Raw genomic sequence first — 24,592 nt, 5'->3', positions numbered from 1 at the left:
ACCGTCTCCTTGCTGTAGGGGTACTACAAGGGTAGACGGGGCTGGCGAATTATTCGCCAGCCATTTACTGCTTTACGACAGGTATCACGAATTACATAGCAGCGCGATAAATCGCCATGATTTCTTCATGAGTCGCCTGAATCGGGTTAGTGAAACCGCAGGCATCTTTCAGGGCATTGGTCGCCAGTACGGCAATATCCTCTTCCTTCACGTTCAACTCACGCAGACCGGCCGGGATATTCACTTTCTGCGCCAGTTCGCGAATCGCCGCGATGCAGGCTTCCGCCCCTTGCTCTGCGCTCAAGCCAGCAACGTCCACGCCCATTGCCGCAGCGCAATCACGTAGGCGAGCGGCAGCCACTTTGCTATTGAAAACCTGCACATGCGGCAGCAGCACTGCGTTACATACACCGTGCGGCAGATCGTAGAAGCCACCCAACTGGTGCGCCATTGCGTGCACATAACCAAGAGAAGCGTTGTTAAAGGCCATGCCCGCGAGGAACTGCGCGTAAGCCATGGCTTCGCGCGCCTGAGCATTGCTGCCATCTGCAACGGCGACCGGCAGGTTTTCCGCAATCATGGTGACCGCTTTCAACGCGCACGCATCGGTAATCGGCGTTGCAGCAATAGACACGTAGGCTTCAATGGCGTGGGTCAGCGCATCCATACCGGTTGCCGCTGTCAGGGACTTCGGCATGCCGACCATCAGCGAGGAGTCATTAACGGACAGCAGCGGCGTAACGTGCTTATCCACAATCGCCATTTTAATGTGGCGTACTTCATCGGTAATGATGCAGAAACGGGTCATTTCAGATGCCGTGCCCGCGGTGGTGTTAATGGCGATCATCGGCAGTTGTGGTTTTGCAGAACGGTCCACACCTTCGTAATCGCGAATATCGCCGCCGTTAGCCGCCACCAGCGCAATGCCCTTCGCACAATCGTGCGGAGAACCGCCGCCGAGGGAAATAACGCTATCACATTCGTTTTCTTTCAGTATATGCAGGCCAGCAGCGACGTTACTGGTCGTGGGATTAGGATGCGTACCGTCGAAAATTACGCTGAAAATATCACGTTCCTGTAATGCTTTTTGAATCTCGCCAGCCATACCTAATTTTGTCAGCATGGCATCCGTGACAATCAGCGTACGACGAAAACCATATTCCGCCATTGTATTCATTGCGTCTTTTAATGAATCAGCGCCGATTACATTCACGGAAGGAATAAAAAATGTTGAAGCAGCCATTGTACGATCCTTAATTACTCTAAAGAGTCAGGAAGCATACGAGTGAAATATCCAACAAAATATGATCGTGGTTGTTATTTTAATAACACCCACAATTAAAAAGCACATTAGGTTCATAATCTAATGTGCTTATTTCAATCAATATTTATTTTGTATTAATTCATTTAATTCCTGAATTAATTGTTTCATTACTTTTCGGGAAACAACAAAGCATCACGTAATAAATGATCATTTCCCCGGCGACGCGTAAAACCAATGCGGTCAAAATATTCCAGAATCTGGATAGCCAATTTGCGTCCAACGTTAAGCCTGTCGCGGAAATCGGCAGCACAGGTCGATCCTTTCTCCTGATCCAGTTCGCGGATCATATTGGCAAAGGCCACAATACGATCGTTACGGTAATAGCGATCTTTGACGATCGCGGTGATGATGCCTTGCTGCGCTGCTTGTCGTAACGCCACACGCATCATCTGCTCATCTGTGCCCGTCTGTTTTGCCAAATCGCGCACCCACCACGGCTCATCGCCAAAAAGCGGTTCTGCTTTTTGCCAGATAGCCTGCTGCTCTTCGCTGAAACCGGCCTTATGATCCGGCAAATGCAGCCAGCCATGATGGCTATGGATGGCGCCGCTCTCACGCATCTTTTCAATCAGCAGCAGGACCAGCGCTTCATCTTCCATCGGCAAAGCCATACGGCGCAGGCGTTCTCGCCCAGGTCCTGGTTCATCACGGTGCTGCTCGTGGTACGTTGCCAGCGTATCAAGGACTTTCCGCTGCCAGCGCGCTGCAACGGCAGCATTCAACAGACTGTATCCCGCCTGAATAAAGCCATGCAGCTCAATCAACGGACGCATACCGTTGCCGTTGAGCTGACGCGCCCAGGCGAAGTCAGGAATATTCACCGCCCCGCGCGTCAGATGCAGCGTCAGAGCTTCGCCGTCACTCTGCACCTTCTCCAGTGCTGCCAGCCACTGCAAATATTCCGGCTTACGCTTCCCGCGACGCGGCGGATTGAGCGTTACCACGCGCGCGGCAGCCAGCGTCGTGCGGGCCGAAATATCGCGTAGCACCAGACGGTCGTTATCGGCGAGCCAGAGCGGTGTATCAAACACCAGTTCCGCCAGCGTCCCTTCAAGCAGGGAGATTCTCCCGGTGACGTGGCTGGCCGCGTGGTGAATATGCAGCGGTTGCCACTGCATCAGCGGCGCGGCATGCTCCAAAGAGACAATCACGCGGGTAAACGCCTCTGGCGGTGCATCGGAGAGCAGCCAGTCGCCGCGGTTAAGCTCTTCTTTTTGTGCATCACCAGCAATATTCAGCGCAATACGTTGCCCCGCCTGCGCGCGATCGGTGGCCTGATTTTGCGCATGCAAGCTACGTACGCGCATCGGTTTGTTGACGCCCGTGAGCCACAGCGTGTCACCAACAGTCACTTCACCGCTAAGCGCCGTCCCGGTCACCACCAGACCCGCGCCTTTGACCGTAAAGGCACGGTCAATCGCCAGGCGAAAGCTGCAATCGCGGGCATGCTCGCGCGACGTTAATTGCTGTAAATGATCGCGCAGTTCTTCGATTCCACGACCTTCACTGGCAGCCGTCACGAACAGAACCGCATCGGCGAATCCATAGTTTTCAAGCGCAGTATGCACCTCAGTACGTACCGCGTTGATGCGATCGTCATCCACGCGATCGGCTTTCGTGAGCGCCACGGTGATCTGCGGGTTGCCCGTCAGTTGCAGAATTTGCAAATGCTCACGCGTTTGCGCCATCACGCCGTCATCACACGCCACCACCAGCAGCGCATGGTCGATCCCGCCGACACCCGCCAGCATGTTGGACAAAAACTTTTCGTGTCCGGGTACATCGATAAATCCCAGAATCCTTCCGTCCGGCTGCGGCCAGTAGGCATAACCGAGATCGATGGTCATGCCGCGCTTTTTTTCTTCCGGCAAACGGTCGGCATTCACGCCGGTAATCGCCTGTAATAACGTTGTTTTTCCGTGGTCAACGTGTCCGGCGGTTGCAATAATCATTTCAGCATCATCTCCATAAACCGGGTCTCGTCCTCAAGGCAGCGCAGATCCAGCCATAAGCGACCATCATAAATTCGCCCAATGATCGGCACGGGCAGCGCACGCCAACGGGCGGCCAGTGCTTCGAGGCGGCTACCGCGCCCGTCATGTGGCGTAAAGGTTAATGCCGCGCTGGGCAGCCTATCAACAGGTAGCGAACCGCTGCCTATCTGCGATAAACAAGGCATAACGTTCAGGGCGAATTCGTCGCCGTAATGATCAGCAAGCCGTGACTGTAATTGTTGTGCCTGCGCGTGGACAGCCTCCTGCGAGCGGGTGAGCTGGCGTAACGTCGGCAACTTCGCTGCCAGCGCTTCCGGGTGCAGATAGAGCCGCAGCGTCGCTTCCAGCGCAGCCAGCGTCATTTTATCAGCCCGTAATGCACGTTTCAGCGGATGGCTCTGTAAGCGCGCGATCATCTCTTTTTTACCGACAATAATCCCTGCCTGCGGCCCTCCCAGTAATTTATCGCCAGAGAAGCTCACCAGGCTAACGCCAGCGGCAATCAGCTGTTGCGGCATCGGCTCCTGCGGTAATCCATACTGGCTGAGATCAACCAGCGAGCCGCTGCCGAGATCCGCCACTACCGGAACATCCAGCTCCTTGCCAATAGTGGCCAGCTCTGCCTCATCCACCGACTTCGTAAAGCCTTCGATGCTGTAATTACTGGTATGCACTTTCATCAGCAGACCGGTGTTTTCATTTACCGCCTGACGATAATCTTTCGTGTGGGTCCGGTTGGTGGTACCCACTTCGCGCAGAATACATCCGGCCTGACACATCACGTCCGGAATACGAAATGCGCCGCCAATTTCTACCAGTTCTCCGCGTGAAACGACCACCTCTTTGCCGTTAGCTGTGGCCGCCAGCATCAGCAAAACCGCTGCCGCATTGTTATTGACGATACAGGCGTCTTCCGCCCCCGTCAGACGGCAGAGTAAATCCGCCAGGGCCCGATCCCGATGCCCACGCCCGGCATCATCCAGGCTGTATTCCAGCGTCACCGGCGTGCGCATCGCCTGCACCACCGCCTCGATCGCTTCTTCGGCCTGCGATGCGCGCCCAAGATTGGTATGCAGCACCGTTCCGGTCAGGTTAATTACCGGACGCAGCGCACTTTGCGATTCTCGTTCCAGTCGGGCGCAGGCCTCTTGCGCCCAGTCCTCACACCATGCCGGGAGCGCATGCGTGTCGCGAATAGCTTCTCTGGCTTCGTCGAGCATGTGACGCAGCAGGTCAACCACCCGGGTATGACCGTGAGACTCACGTAAAGCTGGGAAGGCGCTATCGCGCAATAAACGATCGATCGCAGGAAGCTGGCTGTAGAGTGAACGCATGTCGGTTGTCATGAAAGGGCCTGGCTGTTGGTGGCCCTCTCCACCGTGGAGAGGGATATCGATATAGGAAGGATTGTACCGTGACTTTGCTCAGGCGAGTATAATGTGTATCAAGCCTTTGGCGGTTCCGTACGGGCAAAACTTTCGCGTTGAAAGAGCGTTTCCACCAGTTTGACCAGACGCGGGCGATCAACACACCAGCCGGGCGCAACCCGACGGAAATTGAGATAACCGACGGCACAGGCAATCGCAATGGTTGCCAGGTTAACCGTATCCGTTTTCAGCGTACCCTCCGCCAGATAACCTTCCAGCATATCCAGACTACGGGTAATCTTTTCTCGCTGGCGTAACAGTTCGGTTTCTGACTGCTGCGCGGCGGGGCGAGCCTGTTCGCGTACCGAGACTAAACCGGCATCCATAATGCCATCGGCCAGCGCTTCCAACTGGCGTACCTTCAGCGCCGCCAGTGGTTCACGCGGCAGCATCGCTGGCGCAATATCCAGCAGTTCTATGTATTCCGCGATGATCGGAGAGTCAAACCAGTACTCGCCCTCATCGGTAACCAACGCGGGCACTTTTCCTAACGGGTTATAGCGTGCCACGCCGCTATCTGCGTTATAGGGGAGTTCATTCACAAATTCGAAAGTGATGCCCTTTTCCAGTAACAGAATAGAAATTTTACGCACAAAAGGGCTGGTATAGCTGCCAATGAGTTTCATGCCGGGTCCTTTTTGCCAACAAAAATATCAGTATGGCTCAGGTCAGTGCAAATGGCAGGTGATGACGGTCTCAATGATCCAAATAAAGGTAATGCATCCAACTGGTCATGCGCAGCAGCACTTTTCGCATCACTGAAACGTGAGCGAAATGGTCGGAATAGACCGCCACCTGGGCATAGATACCGTCCGGCAGCGCATCCACATCGGCATTGGGAGCCAGCTCAATCGTGGCCAGCACGCCATCGGTACCCGGCACCACCGTTAAGGACTGTAATGCTCCCTGCGCCTGATAAGAACCGCCCGGAACAACCGGCAGAATGCTGGTGAGCTTGCCGGAGAATACCTGGCCTGGCAGCGCGTTGAAGACCACTTCCGCTTCATCACCCGGTTTAAGGCGCAGCAACGAATTCTGGCGGAATTGCGCCACGATTTGCCGTTTTTGTTCCGGAATAAATACCATCACCGGGCGTAGAGGCAGCGCGGCGGCATAGGTCCCGGGCCGGATAAGCACCTGTGTTACATAACCGTTGCTGGGCGCACGTACGATAGTCTGTTCAAGATTGTATTTGGCTTCAGCGAGTTGGGCGCGCAGAGACGCAACCTGAGATTGCTCTCCATTGACCATACTGTCTAACTGGCTCTGAATCTGCGTCTGTTCAGCAACAGAGCCTTTGACCAGCGCATCCTGCGCCAGGTAGTTTTGCCGGGCGTTGTCGATGTCGCTTTCAGAGAATGGATTAACCTTCGCCTGGCTGCCCTTCAAATAGCGTTGATAATCTTTATACAGGCGATCTCGTTCAGCGGAAACGCGGGTGGTATTGGCTACGGCTTCAGACAGCTGCGCTTTCATATTGTCGATGTTGTGCGTAGCGGTCACCAGGTCGGCCTGCAGCCTGTCGACCCGCGCCTGATAACGAACGGGATCGAGTTTAAATAACACCTCGCCTTTTTTAATCAGCTGATTATTTTTATCTGTCACCTCACTAACAATTCCGGTGACCTGTGGGGTAACAGGAATTGAAATAACCGCCTTTTGCGCCGTAAAGGTATACGGGTGGTTATAGTTCATTAATAAAATGAGTCCCGCCACAATAAACACCCCACCTAATGCGGCGGTAGCAAGCGTCCATTGATTTACCGGAATACGGAATATTTTAAAAATGGCCCAGGCGAATGCCACATAGGTCAGGACAATCAACAAGTCCATGATCAAATCTCCGGAAAGGTGGAGTTATCGTTTTTTTTCTCCCCATCCAGTCTATTTTCCAACTGGGTGATGCGCGCGGCCAGCGCGGCAATTTCAGGGTCAGGTTCCTTCCCGGACGGCGTGATGTGTGACTGCATTCCCCAGCCTCGTTCTGGCTGATAGAGCGTGGCCCAGATCCACAGGAAGGGCCAAATAACATGCAGCGTAAATAAGCTCACCCAACCCGCCGTATGGATGGCATCGGCATGGGGATGGTTGCGCTTCTTAGCCATGTTATAGGGAATATCATGGATGGCGATGATTCCGTAAAACAGAACCAGAAAAACGAAGATCAGCACACCTAACGCGAAATAGTTTAGAAACATACCCGCCTCGTATTCACGCTAATCAGAGCTTTCAATTGCAGGCAGCCGAAAGGAGTCATGGCTGGTAATTTGAACATAATTGCAGTTAGCCATTTCCGCCATACCACCAGGGTATAAATTTTCAGGTTGATGGCTTGCGGGGTAGTTGCAAGAAATAGGTGATGAAACAGAATCCGCTCCAGATCACACCAGGAGAAATCCAGACAAATATTTATTGAGAAGTAGATCACAAATACCCAACAAACAGCCAAAGCAAAAACGTGAACAACTTCACACTTAACGCCCATTTTTAGCCAATTCTTGACCTATGATGTTTTTTTGTACCGATATTTTGTGATGAAAATCACATTAACTAACGCCATACACCCTATATTTACGTGACAAACGTCACATAAAAAGTCATCGACTGGACAGTTGAACGATTCAGTGCCAGATTTCGCAGTATCTACAGGGTCCGGCTACCTCCTGCCGCTACATTAACAAACCTCGGGCTTTTAGCCTGCGCGACAGCAAACATAAGAAGGGGTGTTTTTATGTCATCCGATATTAAGATCAAAGTGCAAAGCTTTGGTCGATTCCTCAGTAACATGGTGATGCCAAATATCGGCGCGTTTATCGCGTGGGGTATTATCACCGCATTATTCATTCCGACAGGGTGGTTGCCGAACGAAACGCTGGCGAAGCTTGTCGGCCCAATGATCACCTATCTGCTGCCGCTGCTGATCGGTTATACCGGTGGTAAGCTGGTTGGCGGCGAGCGTGGCGGCGTGGTGGGTGCTATCACCACCATGGGCGTTATCGTCGGTGCCGATATGCCAATGTTCCTCGGCGCGATGATCGCAGGTCCGCTGGGCGGCTGGGCTATCAAACATTTCGACAACTGGGTAGACGGTAAGATCAAGTCCGGTTTTGAGATGCTGGTGAATAACTTCTCCGCAGGCATCATCGGGATGATCCTCGCCATTCTGGCATTCCTTGGCATTGGCCCATTGGTTGAAGCACTGTCCAAAATCCTGGCGGCAGGCGTTAACTTCATGGTTGTCCATGACATGCTGCCGCTGGCGTCTATCTTCGTTGAACCGGCGAAAATCCTGTTCCTCAACAACGCCATCAACCACGGTATTTTCTCACCGCTGGGTATTCAGCAGTCCCACGAGATGGGCAAATCCATCTTCTTCCTGATTGAAGCTAACCCGGGTCCGGGTATGGGCGTTCTGCTGGCATACATGTTCTTCGGTCGCGGCAGCGCTAAGCAGTCTGCAGGCGGCGCGGCTATCATCCACTTCCTGGGTGGTATCCACGAAATTTACTTCCCGTACGTGCTGATGAACCCGCGTCTGATCCTGGCCGTTATCCTCGGCGGTATGACTGGCGTATTTACCCTGACTATCCTGAACGGCGGCCTGGTTTCTCCGGCTTCTCCGGGTTCTATCCTGGCCGTACTGGCAATGACGCCGAAGGGTGCTTACTTCGCGAACATCGCTGCTATCTGTGCCGCAATGGCTGTCTCCTTTGTCGTCTCAGCCATTCTGCTGAAAACCAGCAAAGTGAAAGAAGATGATGACATTGATGCCGCTACTCGTCGTATGCACGACATGAAAGCGGAATCCAAAGGTGCATCTCCGCTGGCGGCTGGCGACGTGACTAACGACCTGAGCCATGTGCGTAAAATCATCGTTGCCTGCGATGCGGGTATGGGCTCCAGCGCCATGGGGGCGGGCGTACTGCGCAAGAAAGTGCAGGATGCCGGTCTGTCTCAGATTTCCGTCACCAACAGCGCGATTAACAATCTGCCGCCGGATGTCGATCTGGTCATTACTCACCGTGACCTGACCGAACGTGCGATGCGCCAGGTGCCTCAGGCACAACACATTTCGCTGACCAACTTCCTCGACAGCGGCCTGTACGCCAGCCTGACCGAACGTCTGGTTGCTGCACAGCGCCACAACGTGAACGAAGAGAAAGTCCGCGATCACCTGAAAGACAGCTTTGAAGAGGGTGATACCCACCTGTTCAAACTGGGTGCGGAGAATATCTTCCTCGGCCGTAAAGCCACTAACAAAGAAGAAGCGATTCGCTTTGCCGGTGAGCAACTGGTGAAAGGCGGCTACGTTGAGCCAGAATACGTCGAGGCGATGCTGGACCGCGAAAAACTAACCCCGACTTACCTCGGTGAGTCCATCGCAGTGCCGCACGGTACGGTTGAAGCCAAAGACCGCGTGCTGAAAACCGGCGTGGTGTTCTGCCAGTACCCAGAAGGCGTGCGCTTCGGTGAAGAAGAAGACGACATTGCCCGCCTGGTCATTGGTATCGCCGCACGTAACAATGAACATATCCAGGTGATCACCAGCCTGACCAACGCTCTGGATGACGAATCCGTGATCGAACGTCTGGCCCATACCACCAGCGTGGATGAAGTTCTGGAACTGCTGGCTGGTAAAAAAGCTTAACCATTAAGTATCTCCAAAATAGTTCGAGCTGCAGAAAGGCGGCAACGCAGCGAATCCCCAGGAGCGTACATAAGTACGTGACTGGGGTGAGCGAGGAGAGCCAACGCATCTGCAGTTCGAAATATGAAGGCGATATCCTCTCCCTTGTGGAGAGGGTTAGGTTGAGGGAAACGCCTCACCCCAGCCCTCTTGGGTAAAAACATTAATGAAGGTTAATACTATGAAAGCATTACATTTTGGCGCAGGTAATATCGGTCGTGGCTTTATCGGCAAACTGCTGGCGGACGCGGGGATACAACTGACGTTCGCGGATGTAAACCAGGTCGTGCTCGATGCCCTGAATGCCCGTCATAGCTATCAGGTTCATGTGGTGGGTGAAAACGAGCAGGTTGATACCGTTTCCGGCGTCAACGCCGTGAGCAGCATCGGCGATGATGTTGTCGACCTGATTGCCCACGTAGATTTAGTCACTACCGCCGTCGGTCCGGTCGTGCTTGAGCGTATCGCTCCGGCCATCGCCAAAGGGCTGGTTAAACGCAAGGCGCAGGGCATCGCCACTCCGCTGAATATTATCGCCTGTGAAAACATGGTGCGCGGAACCACCCAGTTGAAAGGCCACGTTATGAACGCGCTGGCAGATGAAGACAAATCCTGGGTTGAAGAACATGTTGGCTTCGTCGATTCCGCCGTGGACCGCATTGTTCCCCCTTCGGCTTCTGCGACCAACGATCCGCTGGAAGTCACCGTCGAAACCTTCAGTGAGTGGATTGTCGACAAAACACAGTTCAAAGGCGAACTGCCTGACATCCCGGGAATGGAATTAACTGATAACCTGATGGCATTTGTCGAACGTAAACTCTTCACGCTGAACACCGGGCATGCTATAACCGCGTACCTCGGAAAATTGACCGGTCATCAGACCATCCGGGACGCGATTCTCGACGAGAAAATCCGTGCAGTGGTAAAAGGTGCGATGGAAGAGAGCGGCGCGGTACTGATCAAACGCTATGGCTTTGATGCAGCAAAACATGCGGCATACATTCAGAAAATCCTCGGTCGCTTTGAAAACCCGTATCTGAAAGATGACGTTGAGCGCGTGGGTCGTCAGCCGCTGCGTAAACTGAGCGCGGGCGATCGTCTGATTAAACCGCTGCTGGGCACGCTGGAGTATGGCCTGCCGCACGCGAATCTGGTCACCGGTATTGCTGCAGCGATGCACTATCGCAGTGAAGAAGATCCGCAGGCCCAGGAACTGGCCGCGCTGATTGACGAAAGAGGTCCACAGGCCGCGCTGGCACAGGTTTCCGGTCTGGATGCCAACAGTGATGTGGTGGCGGAGGCGGTTAACGCATATAACGCAACCAAATGATAGAGAATGTGGCGCAGGTCAGCCTGCGCCCAAATGACAGATTGTCAGATATGCAGGCAATAATGGAACAAACGCAGGCCTTTGAAAATCGTGTGCTTGAGCGTCTGAATGCTGGCAAAACCGTACGCAGCTTCCTCATCACCGCCGTAGAACTGCTCACCGAAGCGGTGAATATCCTTGTGCTTCAGGTATTTCGCAAAGACGACTATGCGGTAAAATATGCCGTAGAACCCCTGCTCGACGGCGACGGTCCGCTGGGCGATCTTTCCGTTCGTCTGAAGCTAATTTACGGTCTGGGCGTACTCAGCCGGCCGGAGTATGAAGATGCGGAGCTTCTGATGGCGCTGCGGGAAGAGTTAAACCATGACGGTAATGAATACGCGTTCACCGACGACGAAATTCTTGGCCCATTTGGCGAACTCCACTGCGTGACGGCACTCCCGCCGCCACCGCAGTTTGATACCTCAGACTCAGGTTTGCACGCAATGCAGATTCAGCGCTACCAGCAGATGGTACGCTCCACGATGGTACTTTCCCTGACCGAGCTGATTTCTAAAATCAGCTTAAAAAAAGCCTTTCAAAAATAAGACCCTGCAGGCTTACTTCTCTTCCTGCTGCGGTCGATACAGCTGCCGATAATACGCCAGACGTTGCAGATACAGCTGCGCATTCTCCTGCGGTATTTCAGTAGGGACAACGTTGCGCGGTGGTGTTTTATTCAGATATTCGCGAAAAGCCTGGCTTGAAGCCATAAAATCGACCGTCTTATCAATAAGGGCCGAAACGTTCTCACCTATTTTCGCCATAATCTTCCCTCCTCCATGTATTAACCGCGCTCAGCCTGCGCGGTTGCTTATTTAAGTTTAGGATCGGTTGGGCGATTATATTGAGGAAAACGTGCTTCACTATGAACCCGTCAATAAAAAGCACTACGGCCGACCTTATCACTTAAAATTCCTTATTAATCAAAATAGTAGTATTTTCATTAGCTGAATAATACTTGCAGCATTTGATTATTTATCTTCGATTAGTTGTGAATAATCCCGCTCTGCGCGCATACTATAGGATATTCATCCTATTTTTATCAGAAGCTATCCTATGAAAGAAGTCGAAAAAAACGAAATTAAACGCCTGAGCGATCGTCTGGACGCTATCCGCCACCAGCAGGCAGACCTGTCCCTGGTTGAAGCCGCCGACAAATATGCCGAGCTGGAGCAAGAGAAAGAAACGCTGGAAACCGAGATCGCGCGTCTGCGTGACGTCCACGGCCAGAAGCTGAGCAAAGAAGCGCAAAAGCTGGCGAAACTTCCTTTCCGTCGTGCTATCACCAAAAAAGAACAGGCCGACATGGGCAAGCTGAAGAAGAGCGTGCGCGGCCTGATCGTCGTTCACCCGATGACCGAGCTTGGCCGTGAAATGGGCCTGAAAGAGATGACGGGCTTCGCGAAGAGCGAGTTCTGATCTCCCACCGGGCAACATTCGCTTGCCCGGTCCTTCCCTTCTCCTCGCAATTGGCCCTACCAATTTCAGCCAGATCCTACCAGCACCTCACATTTCATTAAAATGTGCGTACAATACCGTTGCCAATAAATAACATTTGATTAACCATTCATTGTCATTACCCCTACACAACAATATTGGCAGGGCCACTTTTACACATAATGTGACCAGGAGATGAGCACAGACTCATTCCATTATGTCGGCGGCCCCCAGGAGACCTGCAATGAATCTCTGGCAACAGAACTACGACCCGGCCGGTAACATCTGGCTTTCCAGTCTGATCGCATCGCTCCCTATCCTGTTCTTTTTCTTCGCCCTGATTAAGCTCAAGCTGAAAGGCTATGTTGCGGCGTCATGGACGGTGGTGATCGCTCTGACGGTCGCCCTGCTGTTTTACAAAATGCCGGTCGATCACGCTCTGGCTTCCGTGGTGTACGGCTTCTTCTATGGTCTGTGGCCAATTGCCTGGATCATTATCGCCGCGGTATTCGTCTATAAAATCTCGGTGAAAACCGGGCAGTTCGACATCATCCGCTCCTCAATACTCTCGATTACCCCGGACCAACGTCTGCAAATGCTGATTGTCGGTTTCTCCTTTGGGGCATTCCTCGAAGGGGCGGCAGGATTTGGCGCTCCGGTAGCGATTACCGCCGCACTGCTGGTTGGTCTGGGCTTTAATCCTCTGTACGCGGCAGGTTTGTGTCTGATCGTAAACACCGCTCCGGTCGCTTTTGGCGCAATGGGCATTCCGATTCTGGTTGCCGGTCAGGTTACCGGGCTGGATAGTTTCGAGATTGGTCAGATGGTGGGCCGTCAGTTACCGTTCCTGACCATTATCGTGTTGTTCTGGATTATGGCGATTATGGATGGCTGGCGCGGCGTAAAAGAGACCTGGCCTGCGGTGATGGTCGCTGGCGGCTCGTTTGCTATCGCGCAGTACCTCAGCTCTAACTTTATCGGGCCAGAACTGCCAGACATTATCTCGTCTCTGGTTTCGCTGGTCTGCCTGACGCTGTTCCTGAAACGCTGGCAGCCGGTACGCATCTTCCGCTTTGGCGATATGGGCGCTTCACAGGTCGATCAGACGCTGGCTCGCACCCACTATACCGCTGGACAGGTGGTCCGCGCCTGGTCTCCGTTCCTGTTCCTGACCGCCACCGTCACGCTGTGGAGCGTACCGCCGTTTAAAGCGCTGTTTGCGCCAGGCGGCGCGATGTACCACTGGGTGGTCAATATTCCGGTTCCGTACCTCGATAAGCTGGTTGCCCGTATGCCGCCGGTCGTACATGAAGCCACAGCCTACGCGGCGGTGTATAAATTTGACTGGTTCTCCGCAACCGGTACCGCGATTTTGTTTGCCGCCCTGCTGTCTATCGTCTGGTTGAAGATGAAGCCGTCCGCAGCGCTGCAGACTTTTGGCAGCACGCTGAAAGATCTGGCGTTACCTATTTACTCCATCGGAATGGTGCTGGCATTCGCGTTTATCTCAAACTACTCCGGGCTTTCATCAACCCTGGCGTTGGCCCTGGCACACACCGGCAGCGCGTTTACCTTCTTCTCACCGTTCCTCGGCTGGCTGGGGGTATTTCTGACCGGGTCCGACACCTCATCAAACGCACTGTTTGCCGCCCTGCAGGCTACGGCTGCTCAGCAAATCGGCGTTTCGGATGTGCTGATGGTTGCGGCAAATACCACCGGCGGCGTGACCGGCAAGATGATCTCGCCGCAATCTATCGCTATCGCCTGTGCGGCAGTGGGATTAGTGGGGAAAGAGTCTGACCTGTTCCGCTTTACCGTGAAACACAGCCTGATTTTCACCTGCATGGTGGGTGTGATTACCACGCTGCAGGCCTATGTCTTAACCTGGATGATTCCATGATAGTGATGCCCAGACGCCTGTCAGACGAAGTCGCATCTCGTGTGCGGGCGCTGATTGAAGAACAACAGCTGGAGGCGGGCATGAAGTTGCCCGCTGAGCGCCAACTGGCTGTACAGCTCGGCGTATCGCGTAACTCGCTGCGCGAGGCGTTAGCAAAGCTGGTCAGTGAAGGCGTACTGATTAGCCGTCGTGGCGGCGGGACGTTTATCCGCTGGCAGCATGAGGCCTGGTCTGAACAAAACATCGTTCAGCCGCTGAAAACCCTGCTGGCGGACGATCCTGATTACAGTTTCGATATTCTGGAGGCCCGCCACGCCATCGAAGCCAGTACCGCCTGGCACGCTGCTATGCGGGCCACCGCCGCGGATAAAGAGAAAATCAGGCTCTGTTTCGAGGCCACGCAAAGCGAAGATCCGGATCTCGCCTCGCAGGCTGACGTTCGTTTTCATCTCGCCATTGCGGAAGCCTCGCACAACGTGGTGCTGTTGCAGACCATGCGCGGTTTCTTCGACGTCCTGCAGTCTTCGGTAAAACAGAGCCGCCAACGTATGTACCTGGTACCGCCGGTATTTTCTCAGCTGACGGCGCAGCATCAGGCCGTGCTGGACGCCATTGTTGCCGGGGATGCCGACGGGGCGCGTAAGGCCATGATGGCGCACCTCAGTTTTGTCCACACCACAATTAAACGATTTGATGAAGATCAGGCCCGGCAGGCGCGTATTACGCGCCTGCCCGGTGATCCTGGTGAGAATAGCAGGGAGAACAACACATGATTATTTCAGCAGCCAGCGACTATCGCGCCGCAGCCCAGCGCATCCTGCCCCCCTTCTTGTTCCACTATATTGACGGCGGGGCGTATGCCGAGCACACCTTGCGCCGTAACGTGGCAGACCTGTCAGAGGTGGCGCTGCGCCAGCGCGTACTGAAGAATATGTCCGACCTGAGCCTGGAAACCAAGCTGTTCAACGAAACACTCTCCATGCCGGTAGCCCTCGCGCCTGTCGGCTTGTGCGGCATGTACGCACGCCGGGGCGAGGTTCAGGCCGCCGCCGCCGCTGATGCCAAAGGCATTCCGTTTACGCTTTCCACAGTGTCCGTATGTCCGATTGAAGAAGTCGCCCCGACCATCAAGCGTCCGATGTGGTTCCAGCTGTATGTTCTGCGCGATCGCGGTTTTATGCGTAACGCACTGGAGCGCGCCAAAGCGGCGGGTTGCTCCACGCTGGTCTTTACCGTCGATATGCCAACGCCTGGCGCACGCTACCGTGATGCCCATTCCGGTATGAGCGGCCCAAATGCGGCACTGCGTCGCTACTGGCAAGCAGTCACTCATCCACAGTGGGCATGGGACGTTGGTCTGAACGGTCGCCCGCATGATTTAGGCAATATTTCGACTTATCTGGGCAAACCCACCGGCCTTGAAGATTACATCGGCTGGCTGGCGAATAACTTCGATCCGTCGATTTCCTGGAAAGACCTCGAGTGGATCCGTGAATTCTGGGATGGTCCGATGGTGATCAAAGGGATCCTCGACCCTGAAGATGCCCGCGACGCCGTACGCTTTGGCGCGGATGGTATCGTTGTCTCTAACCACGGTGGCCGTCAGTTAGATGGCGTGCTGTCTTCAGCTCGTGCGCTGCCCGCCATTGCCGATGCGGTGAAAGGCGATATTACCATTTTGGCTGATAGCGGGATCCGCAATGGTCTGGACGTTGTACGCATGATAGCGCTGGGCGCGGATAGCGTGCTGCTGGGGCGTGCTTATCTGTACGCGCTGGCGACCCACGGCCAGGCCGGTGTGGCGAATCTGCTGAACCTTATCGAGAAAGAGATGAAGGTGGCGATGACCCTGACCGGTGCGAAGTCGATTAGCGAAATCAGCCGTGATTCGCTGGTACAGGAACTGGGTAAGAGCCTGCCTGCCGCGCTGGCACCTCTGGTCCAGGGTAGCGCAGCGTAATAACATCCCCGTAAACCCCATTTTCTGAATGGTCGGTCTGTTTTCAGCCCGACCATTTTTTATCCAAAAATAACGACTAGTTAACATTTACAACCAATATATTTGACAACTTTTTATCCACCTGCCAAATGTATAGACAAGCTAATACAACAGCATTTTATACATATAACAACCATCATAACGGGCGAGGGTGACATGGCTTATTCCGGAAAAGTGAATATCCAGCAGGCGATAGATGACAGTGCTTTTTCGCGCTTCCACTGGGTCATTATTGTCCTGGGTTTTCTGGTTTTAGCCATTGACGGCTTCGATACGGCGGCGATGGGCTATATTGCCCCCACGCTCTCAGCCGACTGGGGTATCAAGAAACAAGATCTCGGACCGGTGTTAAGCGCCGCGCTATTGGGCCTCTCATTTGGTGCCCTGCTGGCCGGACCGATTTCCGATCGTATGGGTCGTAAGCGCGTCCTGGTCTTTTCCTGTCTGTTCTTTGGCCTCGCCAGTCTGGGAACCGCCTATGCCCAGACGCTGAATATGCTCACGTTTTGGCGCTTTCTCACCGGGCTTGGGCTTGGCGCGGCAATGCCCAATGCCATCACCCTGGTGTCAGAATTCGCCCCGAAACGCTGTCGTTCAATGGCGATTAACACCATGTACTGTGGCTTTCCGTTAGGGGCTGCGGGCGGCGGCGTGATCTCCTCCTGGCTGATCCCCAACTACGGCTGGCACAGTGTTCTGCTTGCTGGTGCGATCGCCCCGCTGGTCCTCACCGCACTGTTGGTGCTGTTCCTGCCAGAGTCGGTTAAGTATCTGGTTCACCGCGGTAAAGGGGTTGCACAGATCAAACGCATTGCTCAACGCTTTATGTCGGGAAGTCTGGAACAGGTTACCCAGTTTTATCTGGATGAAGACCGTATCACGGTCAAAAAAAGCAGCGTGGCACAGTTATTTAGTATGCCCTGGCTGCCGGGTACGCTGATGCTCTGGATGACCTACTTTATGGGGCTGGTTATCTATTACGTGCTGCTGAGCTGGATGCCAACGCTGATGCTGGGAATGGGCTATCCGCTGGCCGAATCCGCCTGGCTGACATCGCTGTTTACCTTTGGCGGTACGGCGGGGATCCTGCTGGCCGGTTGGTTAATGGACCGCTGGGAAGCCCATAAAGTGGTCTCACTCGGCTTCATTCTGACGATGCTGTTTGCCCTCGCTCTCGGGTTTGAACATAACCACATCATCTTGTTCGGCGCACTGATCTTCCTGATGGGGATTACCATGAATGGCGCGCAGTCCGGGCTGCAGACGCTGGCCGCCACGTTTTATCCAACCCACTGCCGTGCGACGGGCATTGCCTGGATGCAGGGCGTGGGCCGCTTCGGCGGCGTAGCCGGAACGATGATGAGCGCCCAGTTGCTTTCCCTGCAATGGCAGGCAGACAGTATCTTAATGTTCCTCAGCCTTCCGGCCCTGGTCGCTGCTGCCGCGACAATTTACAAGCTGCAGCGCTATAAACCGCACGCGCTGACCGTCGCATAGTACCCGCTCTTTCTGCTATTCTGCCCCCCGTTATCAAGGGGGCAGTATGCTTAACATCGTTTTATTCGAACCAGAAATCCCGCCAAATACCGGCAATATTATCCGTCTTTGCGCCAACACCGGCTTTCGTTTGCATATTATAGAGCCAATGGGCTTTACCTGGGACGACAAGCGCCTGCGTCGCGCGGGGCTGGATTACCATGAATTTACCGCCGTGCTGCGCCACCCTGATTACGCCGCCTTCGTCGCCGCAGAACATCCGCAGCGCCTGTTTGCTCTGACCACCAAAGGTACGCCAGCGCATAGCGCGGTATGCTATCAGGACGGGGATTATCTGATGTTTGGTCCGGAAACACGCGGTCTGCCAGCCAGCATCCTTGACGCGCTGCCGGCCGAACAAAAAATTCGTATTCCAATGATGCCAGACAGTCGCAGCATGAACCTGTCAAATGCGGTGTCGGTGGTGGTGTATGAGGCCTGGCGCCAGCTAGGGTATCCGGGCGCGGTACTGCGTAGCTGATGATTGTTGGATGGCGGCTAGGGCCTGATCCGACCTACATTAATTTGATGAAATTCATTTCGAGCGTTATCGGCGCAGACAGATTGAACACGGACTGCGCACAGTCACCGGAGCGTACACGCAGTCCGTGAGGATGACGAGCACAGCCCAGGTTTAATCTGCCAGGTAAGATAGCTCGAAATCAGATACCATCTCCATACTCAAAAGTATGATGTATCCCGTTGAAATGCTGATCCATATCCATGGACGGCTTATCGCTGTCAGGCTTGCCAACGATGCGTGCCGGAACGCCTGCTGCAGTGGTATGCGGGGGTACCGGCTGTAAAACGACGGAACCTGCGCCAATCTTCGCGCCGCGCCCGACTTCAATGTTGCCGAGAATTTTTGCTCCCGCGCCAATCATCACGCCTTCACGAATTTTCGGATGACGGTCACCGCCAGCTTTACCGGTCCCGCCCAGCGTGACGGATTGCAAAATAGAGACGTCGTTTTCAATCACGGCAGTTTCACCGACCACAATACCAGTGGCGTGATCGAGCATAATCCCACGGCCAATTTTTGCCGCCGGGTGAATGTCTACCTGGAAGCTAACGGACACCTGATTTTGCAGGAAGATCGCCAGCGCCTGACGCCCCTGATGCCACAGCCAGTGACCGATACGGTAGGCCTGAAGCGCATGAAAGCCCTTCAGATACAGAAGTGGGGTGGAATATTTATCGACAGCCGGATCACGCGTGCGTACCGCCTGAATATCACAGGCCGCTGAGGCAATCATTTCAGGATCGGCCGCGTAGGCCTCTTCCACGACTTCGCGAATGGCAATGGCGGGCATGATCGGAGAAGCGAGTTTATTCGCCAGCATATAGCTCAGCGCACTGCCGAGGTTTTCATGCTTGAGCAACGTTGCGTGATAAAAACTGGCCAGCATTGGCTCACATTCCGCCAGTGCCCGGGCTTCCGCTTTAATGTTTTTCCAGACGATATCCAGTTCTTCACACGGCATTGCGTACTCCAGAAGGTAGCAAAACGACCGACCCGTTCTTCGCGGGTCGGGTCGTTATATTCAACAGTTCCTTACAGCTAGTGGCGACTCAGCTCGTCCCTGCGTGCACGGCCTAATAACGTCAATGCTGCCTCGCGCGCGTTTTTTCCGCAATACAATACTTGATAAATTTCCTCGGTTATTGGCATCTCAACACCAAAACGGTGCGCCAATTCACGAACTTCTTTCGTATTGCGGTAGCCTTCAACCACCTGACCAATCTTGTCCTGCGCCCCCTGCACGTCCATCCCCTGGCCGAGCATCATGCCAAAACGACGGTTACGCGACTGGTTGTCGGTACAGGTCAGCACCAGATCGCCTAAACCCGCCATCCCCATAAAGGTGGCAGGATCGGCACCCAACGCCGCGCCAAGGCGAGACATTTCGGTCAGTCCACGGGTGATCAATGCGGTTCGCGCATTCGCGCCGAAACCGATGCCGTCAGACATCCCCGCGCCAATCGCAATGACGTTTTTCACCGCGCCGCCAAGCTGCACGCCAATGAAATCCGGATTGCTGTAAACGCGGAAGCTCTTGCCACAGTGCAGCAACTGCTGGAGATCGTCAGCAAAGGTGTCGTCCGTCGAGGCCAGAGAAATCGCCGTCGGCATGCCCGCCGCCAGCTCTTTGGCGAACGTCGGACCGGAGATAACCGCCAGTGGAATAGAATTCCCCAGCGCTTCACGCGCGACGTCCTGCAGCAGGCGTCCCGTTTCCGCTTCCAGACCCTTTGTCGCCCAGACCAGACGCGCGTCAGGACGCATCAGCGGTTTGATGTTGCGCAGCACTTCGCCAAAGACGTGGCTAGGCACCACCACCAGAATATTACGACTGGCGGCCAGCGCAGTGGCTAAATCACTTTCCAGGCGCAGCGTTTCGGGAAAAGGCACATCAGGGAGGAACGCGACGTTGCAGCGATCGTGCTCGAGGGTCGCGATATGTTTCGGATCATGGCCCCACAGGACAACCTGATGGCCATTTCTTGCCAGGGTGATGGCAAGAGCGGTGCCGTACGAGCCGGCACCAATCACAGTCATTGAAGCATTACTTTGGTTCATCAGGCATCCTGATGTTCTTCAGTACCTTCGCCAGCCTGCTGCTGTAAATAGTTCATGAACAGCGCATCAAAGTTGACCGGCGCAAGGTTCAGTTGCGGGAATGTACCGCGGGAAACCAGGCTGGTGATGCATTCGCGGGCATACGGGAACAGAATGTTCGGGCAGTATGCACCAAGGCAATGCGCCATCTGAGTCCCTTCAATACCACTGATGGAGAAAATACCGCCCTGCTGAACTTCACACAGGAACGCAGTTTCTTCACCCAGAGAAGCCGTTACGGTGACACGCAGCACTACTTCATACACATCATCTGCCAGTTGGGTAGATGCGGTATCAAGATCCAGTTTAACCTCTGGCTGCCAATCTTTCTGGAAAACATGTGGTGCATTTGGCGCTTCGAAAGACACATCCTTGGTATAAATACGTTGGATCTGGAAAGCCATTTCAGTGTTATTTTGTTCTGACATGTTGAGAAAACCCTTTAGTGTTGTCCTTTAAATACTTCGGTACGCCTTAACGCAGCAGTGGATCCAGTCCACCACGTGCATCCAACGCATACAAGTCGTCACAACCACCAATGTGCTGTGCATCAATAAAAATCTGCGGAACCGTTGTACGGCCACTGCGCTTGATCATCTCTTCACGCTTCACGGCATCGCCGTCAATCGGAAGTTCCTGGAAACTCACACCCTTGCTGTTCAACAGCGCCTTTGCGCGATGGCAAAACGGGCAGGTCGCTTTGGTATAGATCTCAATATTGGCCATGACTTATCTCCAGTGTTCTTTTACCCTGAGGCATGAAAGAAGACGGGTAAATTACTTGCCGCGAACCAGTGGCAGATTCTCGCCACTCCAGCCCGCTACGCCGTCTTTCAGTACAGATACCTGCTCAAAACCGGCTTTAATCAGCGCAGTTGCTGAATCCTGGCACTGCATACCAGAGCCATCAACCACAATAACAGGTTTGTTTTTGTGTTTTTCCAGCTCGCCAAAATTGTTGGCTTTGATTTCGCTCGGCAGCAGGTTAGTGGAGCCCGCGATATGGCCTTTGCGGAAGTCGTCGCGCTGACGTAAATCCACAATCACCGCATCTTCTTTGTTGATAAGACGAGTGGCTTCTCCGCGCGTAATTACCTTCACTTTCGAAGTCAGGCTCTTAAACGTGGTAAATAATACAGCCGCCAGTAACGCAATCCAGGCGATACTCAATACAGGGTGGCGACTAACAAATTGCATAATTTCTTGCATGGGGGGTAACAACTCCCGACTTAGTGATTAAAAAACCAGGAAAGGAGTATACCTGCGCGTTGGCGCAAATACAGCCAGAGCGTGCATTGGATTGCATTTTTGCGGGGCGCTACGGAAAAAAAAACGTAAATCCGCGCCCTCTGCGACACGCTCTGGTCGATTATTTGATCTTCTGGGGCTATTTTATCGATTCAGCTGTAGTAAAATTACGCAATTATTTTTGTCTATTGAGTGTGAGGTTGTCGCAATGTCGGTTTCTAAAAAACCTATGGTACTGGTGATTCTGGATGGCTATGGCTATCGTGAAGACAGCCAGGATAACGCCATCTTTAATGCCAAAACCCCGGTAATGGATGCTCTGTGGGCAAAACGTCCGCATACCCTGATTGATGCCTCTGGCCTGGAAGTCGGCCTGCCCGATCGCCAGATGGGCAACTCCGAAGTGGGTCACGTCAACCTGGGCGCGGGCCGCATCGTGTATCAGGACCTGACCCGTCTGGATGTTGAAATTAAAGAACGGACTTTCTTCGCTAACCCAGTGCTGACCGATGCGGTCGACCAGGCAAAAAATAGCGGCAAAGCGGTTCATATCATGGGCCTGCTCTCTGCTGGCGGCGTTCACAGCCACGAAGATCACATCATGGCGATGGTCGAAATGGCAGCTGAACGCGGTGCTGAGAAAATCTATCTGCACGCTTTCCTTGATGGCCGTGATACCCCGCCGCGCAGCGCTGAACATTCGCTGCAGAAATTCGAAGAGAAATTTGCCGCGCTGGGCAAAGGCCGCGTAGCGTCCATCATCGGTCGTTACTACGCCATGGACCGCGACAACCGTTGGGATCGCGTTGAACAGGCTTATGACCTGATGACGCTGGCAAAAGGCGAGTTCCAGTTCGCTACGGCTGTTGAAGGCCTGCAGGCTGCTTATGCCCGCGACGAAAACGACGAATTCGTGAAAGCGACCGTGATCCGTGCTGAAGGCCAGGCTGAAGCCGCCATGGAAGACGGCGATACGCTGATTTTCATGAACTTCCGTGCTGACCGTGCGCGTGAAATCACCCGTGCGTTTGTTAACGCTGACTTCGACGGCTTCGCCCGTAAGAAAGTCGTTAACCTCAACTTTGTGATGCTGACCGAATACGCAGCCGACATCAAAACGGCTGTTGCTTACCCACCAGCGTCTCTGGCCAACACCCTTGGCGAGTGGATGGCGAAGAATGACAAAACGCAGCTGCGTATTTCCGAAACTGAAAAATATGCCCACGTGACCTTCTTCTTTAACGGCGGCGTAGAAGAGCCGTTCAAAGGCGAAGATCGCATCCTGATCAACTCGCCGAAAGTCGCGACCTACGATCTGCAGCCGGAAATGAGCTCTGCTGAGCTGACCGAGAAGCTGGTTGCTGCGATTCAGAGCGGAAAATACGACACCATCATTTGTAACTACCCGAACGGCGACATGGTTGGTCACACCGGGGTGATGGAAGCTGCGGTTAAAGCGGTTGAAGCGCTGGATCACTGCGTTGAGCAGGTGACTAAAGCGGTTGAATCCGTTGGCGGCCAACTGCTGATCACCGCGGACCACGGTAACGCAGAGCAAATGCGCGATCCGTCCACCGGTCAGGCGCATACAGCACACACCAACCTGCCCGTTCCGCTGATTTATGTCGGTGGTAAAAACGTCAAAGCAGTTGAAGGCGGCAAACTTTCTGATATCGCCCCGACGATGCTGACGCTGATGGGTATGGAAATCCCGCAAGAGATGACTGGTAAGCCGCTGTTCATCGTGGAATAATCCCTCCCCATGAGGGGAAAGGCGATTAATACCATCACTTGGGCCGTGAAACTGCGAAAGCTTTCAGTCAGGCCCTTGTTCTACGCCAGCGCGCTTAGCGCTGGCGTATTGCTGTGCGCCTTTTCCGCCCACGCGGACGAGCGCGATCAGCTCAAATCTATTCAGGCTGATATCGCGGCAAAAGAACGTGCGGTACGCCAACAACAACAACAACGCTCCACTCTCCTCGCTCAACTTAAAGCTCAGGAACAGGCCATCGCCGTTGCCGCCAGGCAACTACGCGAAACGCAAAACTCGCTGGCGCAGTTGAATGCACAAATCACAGAGATGAATGCCGCCCTCGCGAAGCTGGAAAAACAGCGGGCTGCGCAAGAGCGTAGCCTGGCAGCGCAACTTGACGCAGCGTTTCGCCAGGGCGAACACACCGGTATTCAGCTCATTCTGAGCGGGGAAGAGAGCCAGCGCGGGCAACGCCTGCAGGCCTATTTCGGCTATCTGAACCAGGCGCGGCAGGAAACCATCGCGCAGTTGAAACAAACCCGCGAAGAGGTCGACTCGCAAAAAGCCGAGCTGGAAGATAAGCAGAGCGAACAGCAGACGTTGCTGTACGAACAGCGCGCTCAGCAGGCTAAGCTGGAGCAGGCGCGTAATGAACGCAAGAAGACGCTCTCGGGTCTGGAGTCATCGATTCAGCAGGGTCAGCAGCAACTGGGCGAAATGCGCGCCAACGAATCACGCCTGCGCAACAGCATTGCTCGTGCCGAAGCCGCAGCCAAAGCACGCGCGGAACGTGAAGCTCGCGAGGCGCAGGCCGTACGTGACAAACAGAAGGATGCGTCACGGAAAGGCTCAACCTACAAGCCAACCGAAAGCGAAAAATCACTGATGTCCCGTACCGGCGGTTTAGGTTCCCCACGCGGCCAGGCATTCTGGCCCGTTCGTGGTCCAACGCTACATCGTTATGGCGAACAGTTGCAAGGTGAGCTACGTTGGAAGGGGATGGTTATTGGCGCATCCGAAGGCACCGAAGTTAAAGCCATTGCCGATGGCCGCGTCATTCTGGCGGACTGGTTGCAGGGCTACGGTCTGGTGGTCGTCGTTGAGCACGGTAAAGGCGATATGAGCCTTTACGGTTATAACCAGAGCGCGCTGGTCAGCGTCGGTACGCAGGTTCGCGCCGGGCAGCCTATTGCACTTGTGGGTAGCAGCGGCGGACAGGGCAGGCCGGCACTCTATTTCGAAATTCGTCGCCAGGGTCAGGCGGTCAATCCACAGCCGTGGTTGGGAAGATAAGT

General features: G+C 54.2%; 23 protein-coding genes. 11 read left to right on the top strand and 12 right to left on the bottom strand.

Going from position 1 to position 24,592, the window contains the following annotated elements; all coding sequences use genetic code 11:
- Positions 1–91 precede the first annotated feature (91 nt).
- From yiaY to HV352_RS00635, 6 genes are all read right to left on the bottom strand, one after another.
- Complete coding sequence (gene yiaY / locus HV352_RS00660; RefSeq protein WP_046275792.1) at positions 92–1,243, bottom strand: L-threonine dehydrogenase; 1,152 nt, start codon at positions 1,241–1,243, stop codon at positions 92–94.
- A 188-nt stretch (positions 1,244–1,431) separates the two neighbouring features.
- Positions 1,432–3,276 carry a selenocysteine-specific translation elongation factor gene (selB, locus tag HV352_RS00655; protein WP_181635128.1) on the bottom strand — a complete coding sequence of 615 codons (1,845 nt, stop codon included), beginning with the start codon at positions 3,274–3,276 and terminating at the stop codon, positions 1,432–1,434.
- On the bottom strand, positions 3,273–4,664 hold the full coding sequence (gene selA, locus HV352_RS00650) for an L-seryl-tRNA(Sec) selenium transferase (protein ID WP_181635127.1): 1,392 nt from the start codon (positions 4,662–4,664) through the stop codon (positions 3,273–3,275). The genes selB and selA overlap by 4 nt, the downstream gene beginning before the upstream one ends.
- A gap of 98 nt (positions 4,665–4,762) precedes the next feature.
- Entirely contained in the window at positions 4,763–5,371 is a 609-nt protein-coding gene (locus HV352_RS00645) for a glutathione S-transferase (protein ID WP_016157739.1), read from the bottom strand.
- 70 nt (positions 5,372–5,441) lie between these two features.
- Complete coding sequence (locus HV352_RS00640; protein WP_016157740.1) at positions 5,442–6,578, bottom strand: HlyD family secretion protein; 1,137 nt, start codon at positions 6,576–6,578, stop codon at positions 5,442–5,444.
- A 2-nt stretch (positions 6,579–6,580) separates the two neighbouring features.
- Positions 6,581–6,943, bottom strand: coding sequence for a DUF3302 domain-containing protein (locus tag HV352_RS00635; RefSeq protein ID WP_016154955.1), 363 nt, complete (start codon positions 6,941–6,943; stop codon positions 6,581–6,583).
- A gap of 533 nt (positions 6,944–7,476) precedes the next feature.
- Between HV352_RS00635 and mtlA the strand changes: the two genes are divergently transcribed.
- The 3 genes from mtlA (at position 7,477) to mtlR (ending at position 11,349) form a co-directional block, all read left to right on the top strand.
- Positions 7,477–9,393: a PTS mannitol transporter subunit IICBA gene (mtlA, locus tag HV352_RS00630; RefSeq protein ID WP_016154956.1), complete on the top strand. Its 1,917-nt coding sequence runs from the start codon at positions 7,477–7,479 to the stop codon at positions 9,391–9,393.
- Positions 9,394–9,613: 220 nt separating this feature from the next.
- The gene (gene mtlD / locus HV352_RS00625; RefSeq protein ID WP_181635126.1) at positions 9,614–10,762 is read left to right on the top strand and encodes a mannitol-1-phosphate 5-dehydrogenase; all 1,149 of its coding nucleotides are present in this window, start codon (positions 9,614–9,616) and stop codon (positions 10,760–10,762) included.
- Entirely contained in the window at positions 10,759–11,349 is a 591-nt protein-coding gene (gene mtlR / locus HV352_RS00620) for a mannitol operon repressor MtlR (protein WP_005120486.1), read from the top strand. The genes mtlD and mtlR overlap by 4 nt, the downstream gene beginning before the upstream one ends.
- 12 nt (positions 11,350–11,361) lie before the next feature.
- Here mtlR and HV352_RS00615 read toward each other — a convergent pair whose 3' ends face one another.
- Positions 11,362–11,568, bottom strand: a complete 207-nt coding sequence (locus tag HV352_RS00615; protein ID WP_016154958.1) for a hypothetical protein — start codon at positions 11,566–11,568, stop codon at positions 11,362–11,364.
- A gap of 292 nt (positions 11,569–11,860) precedes the next feature.
- Between HV352_RS00615 and HV352_RS00610 the strand changes: the two genes are divergently transcribed.
- From HV352_RS00610 to trmL, 6 genes are all read left to right on the top strand, one after another.
- Entirely contained in the window at positions 11,861–12,223 is a 363-nt protein-coding gene (locus HV352_RS00610) for a YibL family ribosome-associated protein (RefSeq protein WP_016154959.1), read from the top strand.
- A gap of 262 nt (positions 12,224–12,485) precedes the next feature.
- Positions 12,486–14,141 carry an L-lactate permease gene (lldP, locus tag HV352_RS00605; RefSeq protein ID WP_016154960.1) on the top strand — a complete coding sequence of 552 codons (1,656 nt, stop codon included), beginning with the start codon at positions 12,486–12,488 and terminating at the stop codon, positions 14,139–14,141.
- Positions 14,138–14,914, top strand: coding sequence for a transcriptional regulator LldR (gene lldR / locus HV352_RS00600; protein ID WP_003024170.1), 777 nt, complete (start codon positions 14,138–14,140; stop codon positions 14,912–14,914). Before lldP ends, lldR begins: the two co-directional genes overlap by 4 nt.
- Positions 14,911–16,101 (top strand): FMN-dependent L-lactate dehydrogenase LldD, encoded by a 1,191-nt coding sequence (gene lldD / locus HV352_RS00595; RefSeq protein ID WP_016154962.1) that lies wholly within the window; start codon positions 14,911–14,913, stop codon positions 16,099–16,101. The genes lldR and lldD overlap by 4 nt, the downstream gene beginning before the upstream one ends.
- 195 nt (positions 16,102–16,296) lie before the next feature.
- Positions 16,297–17,637, top strand: a complete 1,341-nt coding sequence (locus HV352_RS00590; protein WP_047415818.1) for an aromatic acid/H+ symport family MFS transporter — start codon at positions 16,297–16,299, stop codon at positions 17,635–17,637.
- 46 nt (positions 17,638–17,683) lie between these two features.
- Positions 17,684–18,157, top strand: a complete 474-nt coding sequence (gene trmL / locus HV352_RS00585; RefSeq protein ID WP_016157744.1) for a tRNA (uridine(34)/cytosine(34)/5-carboxymethylaminomethyluridine(34)-2'-O)-methyltransferase TrmL — start codon at positions 17,684–17,686, stop codon at positions 18,155–18,157.
- A 181-nt stretch (positions 18,158–18,338) separates the two neighbouring features.
- Here the strand turns inward: trmL and cysE are convergent, their stop codons facing one another.
- The 5 genes from cysE to HV352_RS00560 all read right to left on the bottom strand — a co-directional run bounded on the left by cysE (position 18,339) and on the right by HV352_RS00560 (position 21,505).
- Positions 18,339–19,160, bottom strand: a complete 822-nt coding sequence (cysE, locus tag HV352_RS00580; RefSeq protein WP_016154965.1) for a serine O-acetyltransferase — start codon at positions 19,158–19,160, stop codon at positions 18,339–18,341.
- 77 nt (positions 19,161–19,237) lie between these two features.
- Positions 19,238–20,257, bottom strand: coding sequence for an NAD(P)H-dependent glycerol-3-phosphate dehydrogenase (gene gpsA, locus HV352_RS00575; protein WP_016154966.1), 1,020 nt, complete (start codon positions 20,255–20,257; stop codon positions 19,238–19,240).
- Positions 20,257–20,724, bottom strand: coding sequence for a protein-export chaperone SecB (secB, locus tag HV352_RS00570; protein ID WP_003024155.1), 468 nt, complete (start codon positions 20,722–20,724; stop codon positions 20,257–20,259). Before secB ends, gpsA begins: the two co-directional genes overlap by 1 nt.
- A 46-nt stretch (positions 20,725–20,770) precedes the next feature.
- Entirely contained in the window at positions 20,771–21,022 is a 252-nt protein-coding gene (grxC, locus tag HV352_RS00565) for a glutaredoxin 3 (protein WP_003024152.1), read from the bottom strand.
- Between the two features lie 51 nt (positions 21,023–21,073).
- Positions 21,074–21,505, bottom strand: a complete 432-nt coding sequence (locus HV352_RS00560; protein WP_005120473.1) for a rhodanese-like domain-containing protein — start codon at positions 21,503–21,505, stop codon at positions 21,074–21,076.
- A 247-nt stretch (positions 21,506–21,752) separates the two neighbouring features.
- On the opposite strand from HV352_RS00560, the gene gpmM reads away from it, so the two are divergent.
- Complete coding sequence (gpmM, locus tag HV352_RS00555) at positions 21,753–23,297, top strand: 2,3-bisphosphoglycerate-independent phosphoglycerate mutase (protein ID WP_016154967.1); 1,545 nt, start codon at positions 21,753–21,755, stop codon at positions 23,295–23,297.
- A 33-nt stretch (positions 23,298–23,330) separates the two neighbouring features.
- Positions 23,331–24,590 (top strand): murein hydrolase activator EnvC, encoded by a 1,260-nt coding sequence (gene envC / locus HV352_RS00550; protein WP_231390992.1) that lies wholly within the window; start codon positions 23,331–23,333, stop codon positions 24,588–24,590.
- Positions 24,591–24,592 lie beyond the last annotated feature (2 nt).

Origin of the sequence: Citrobacter sp. RHBSTW-01044, assembly GCF_013781945.1 — a bacterium.
GTDB lineage: Bacteria > Pseudomonadota > Gammaproteobacteria > Enterobacterales > Enterobacteriaceae > Citrobacter > Citrobacter braakii.
Note: the sequence above shows the minus strand (reverse complement) of the source record. Positions and strands in the feature narration are given on the sequence as shown.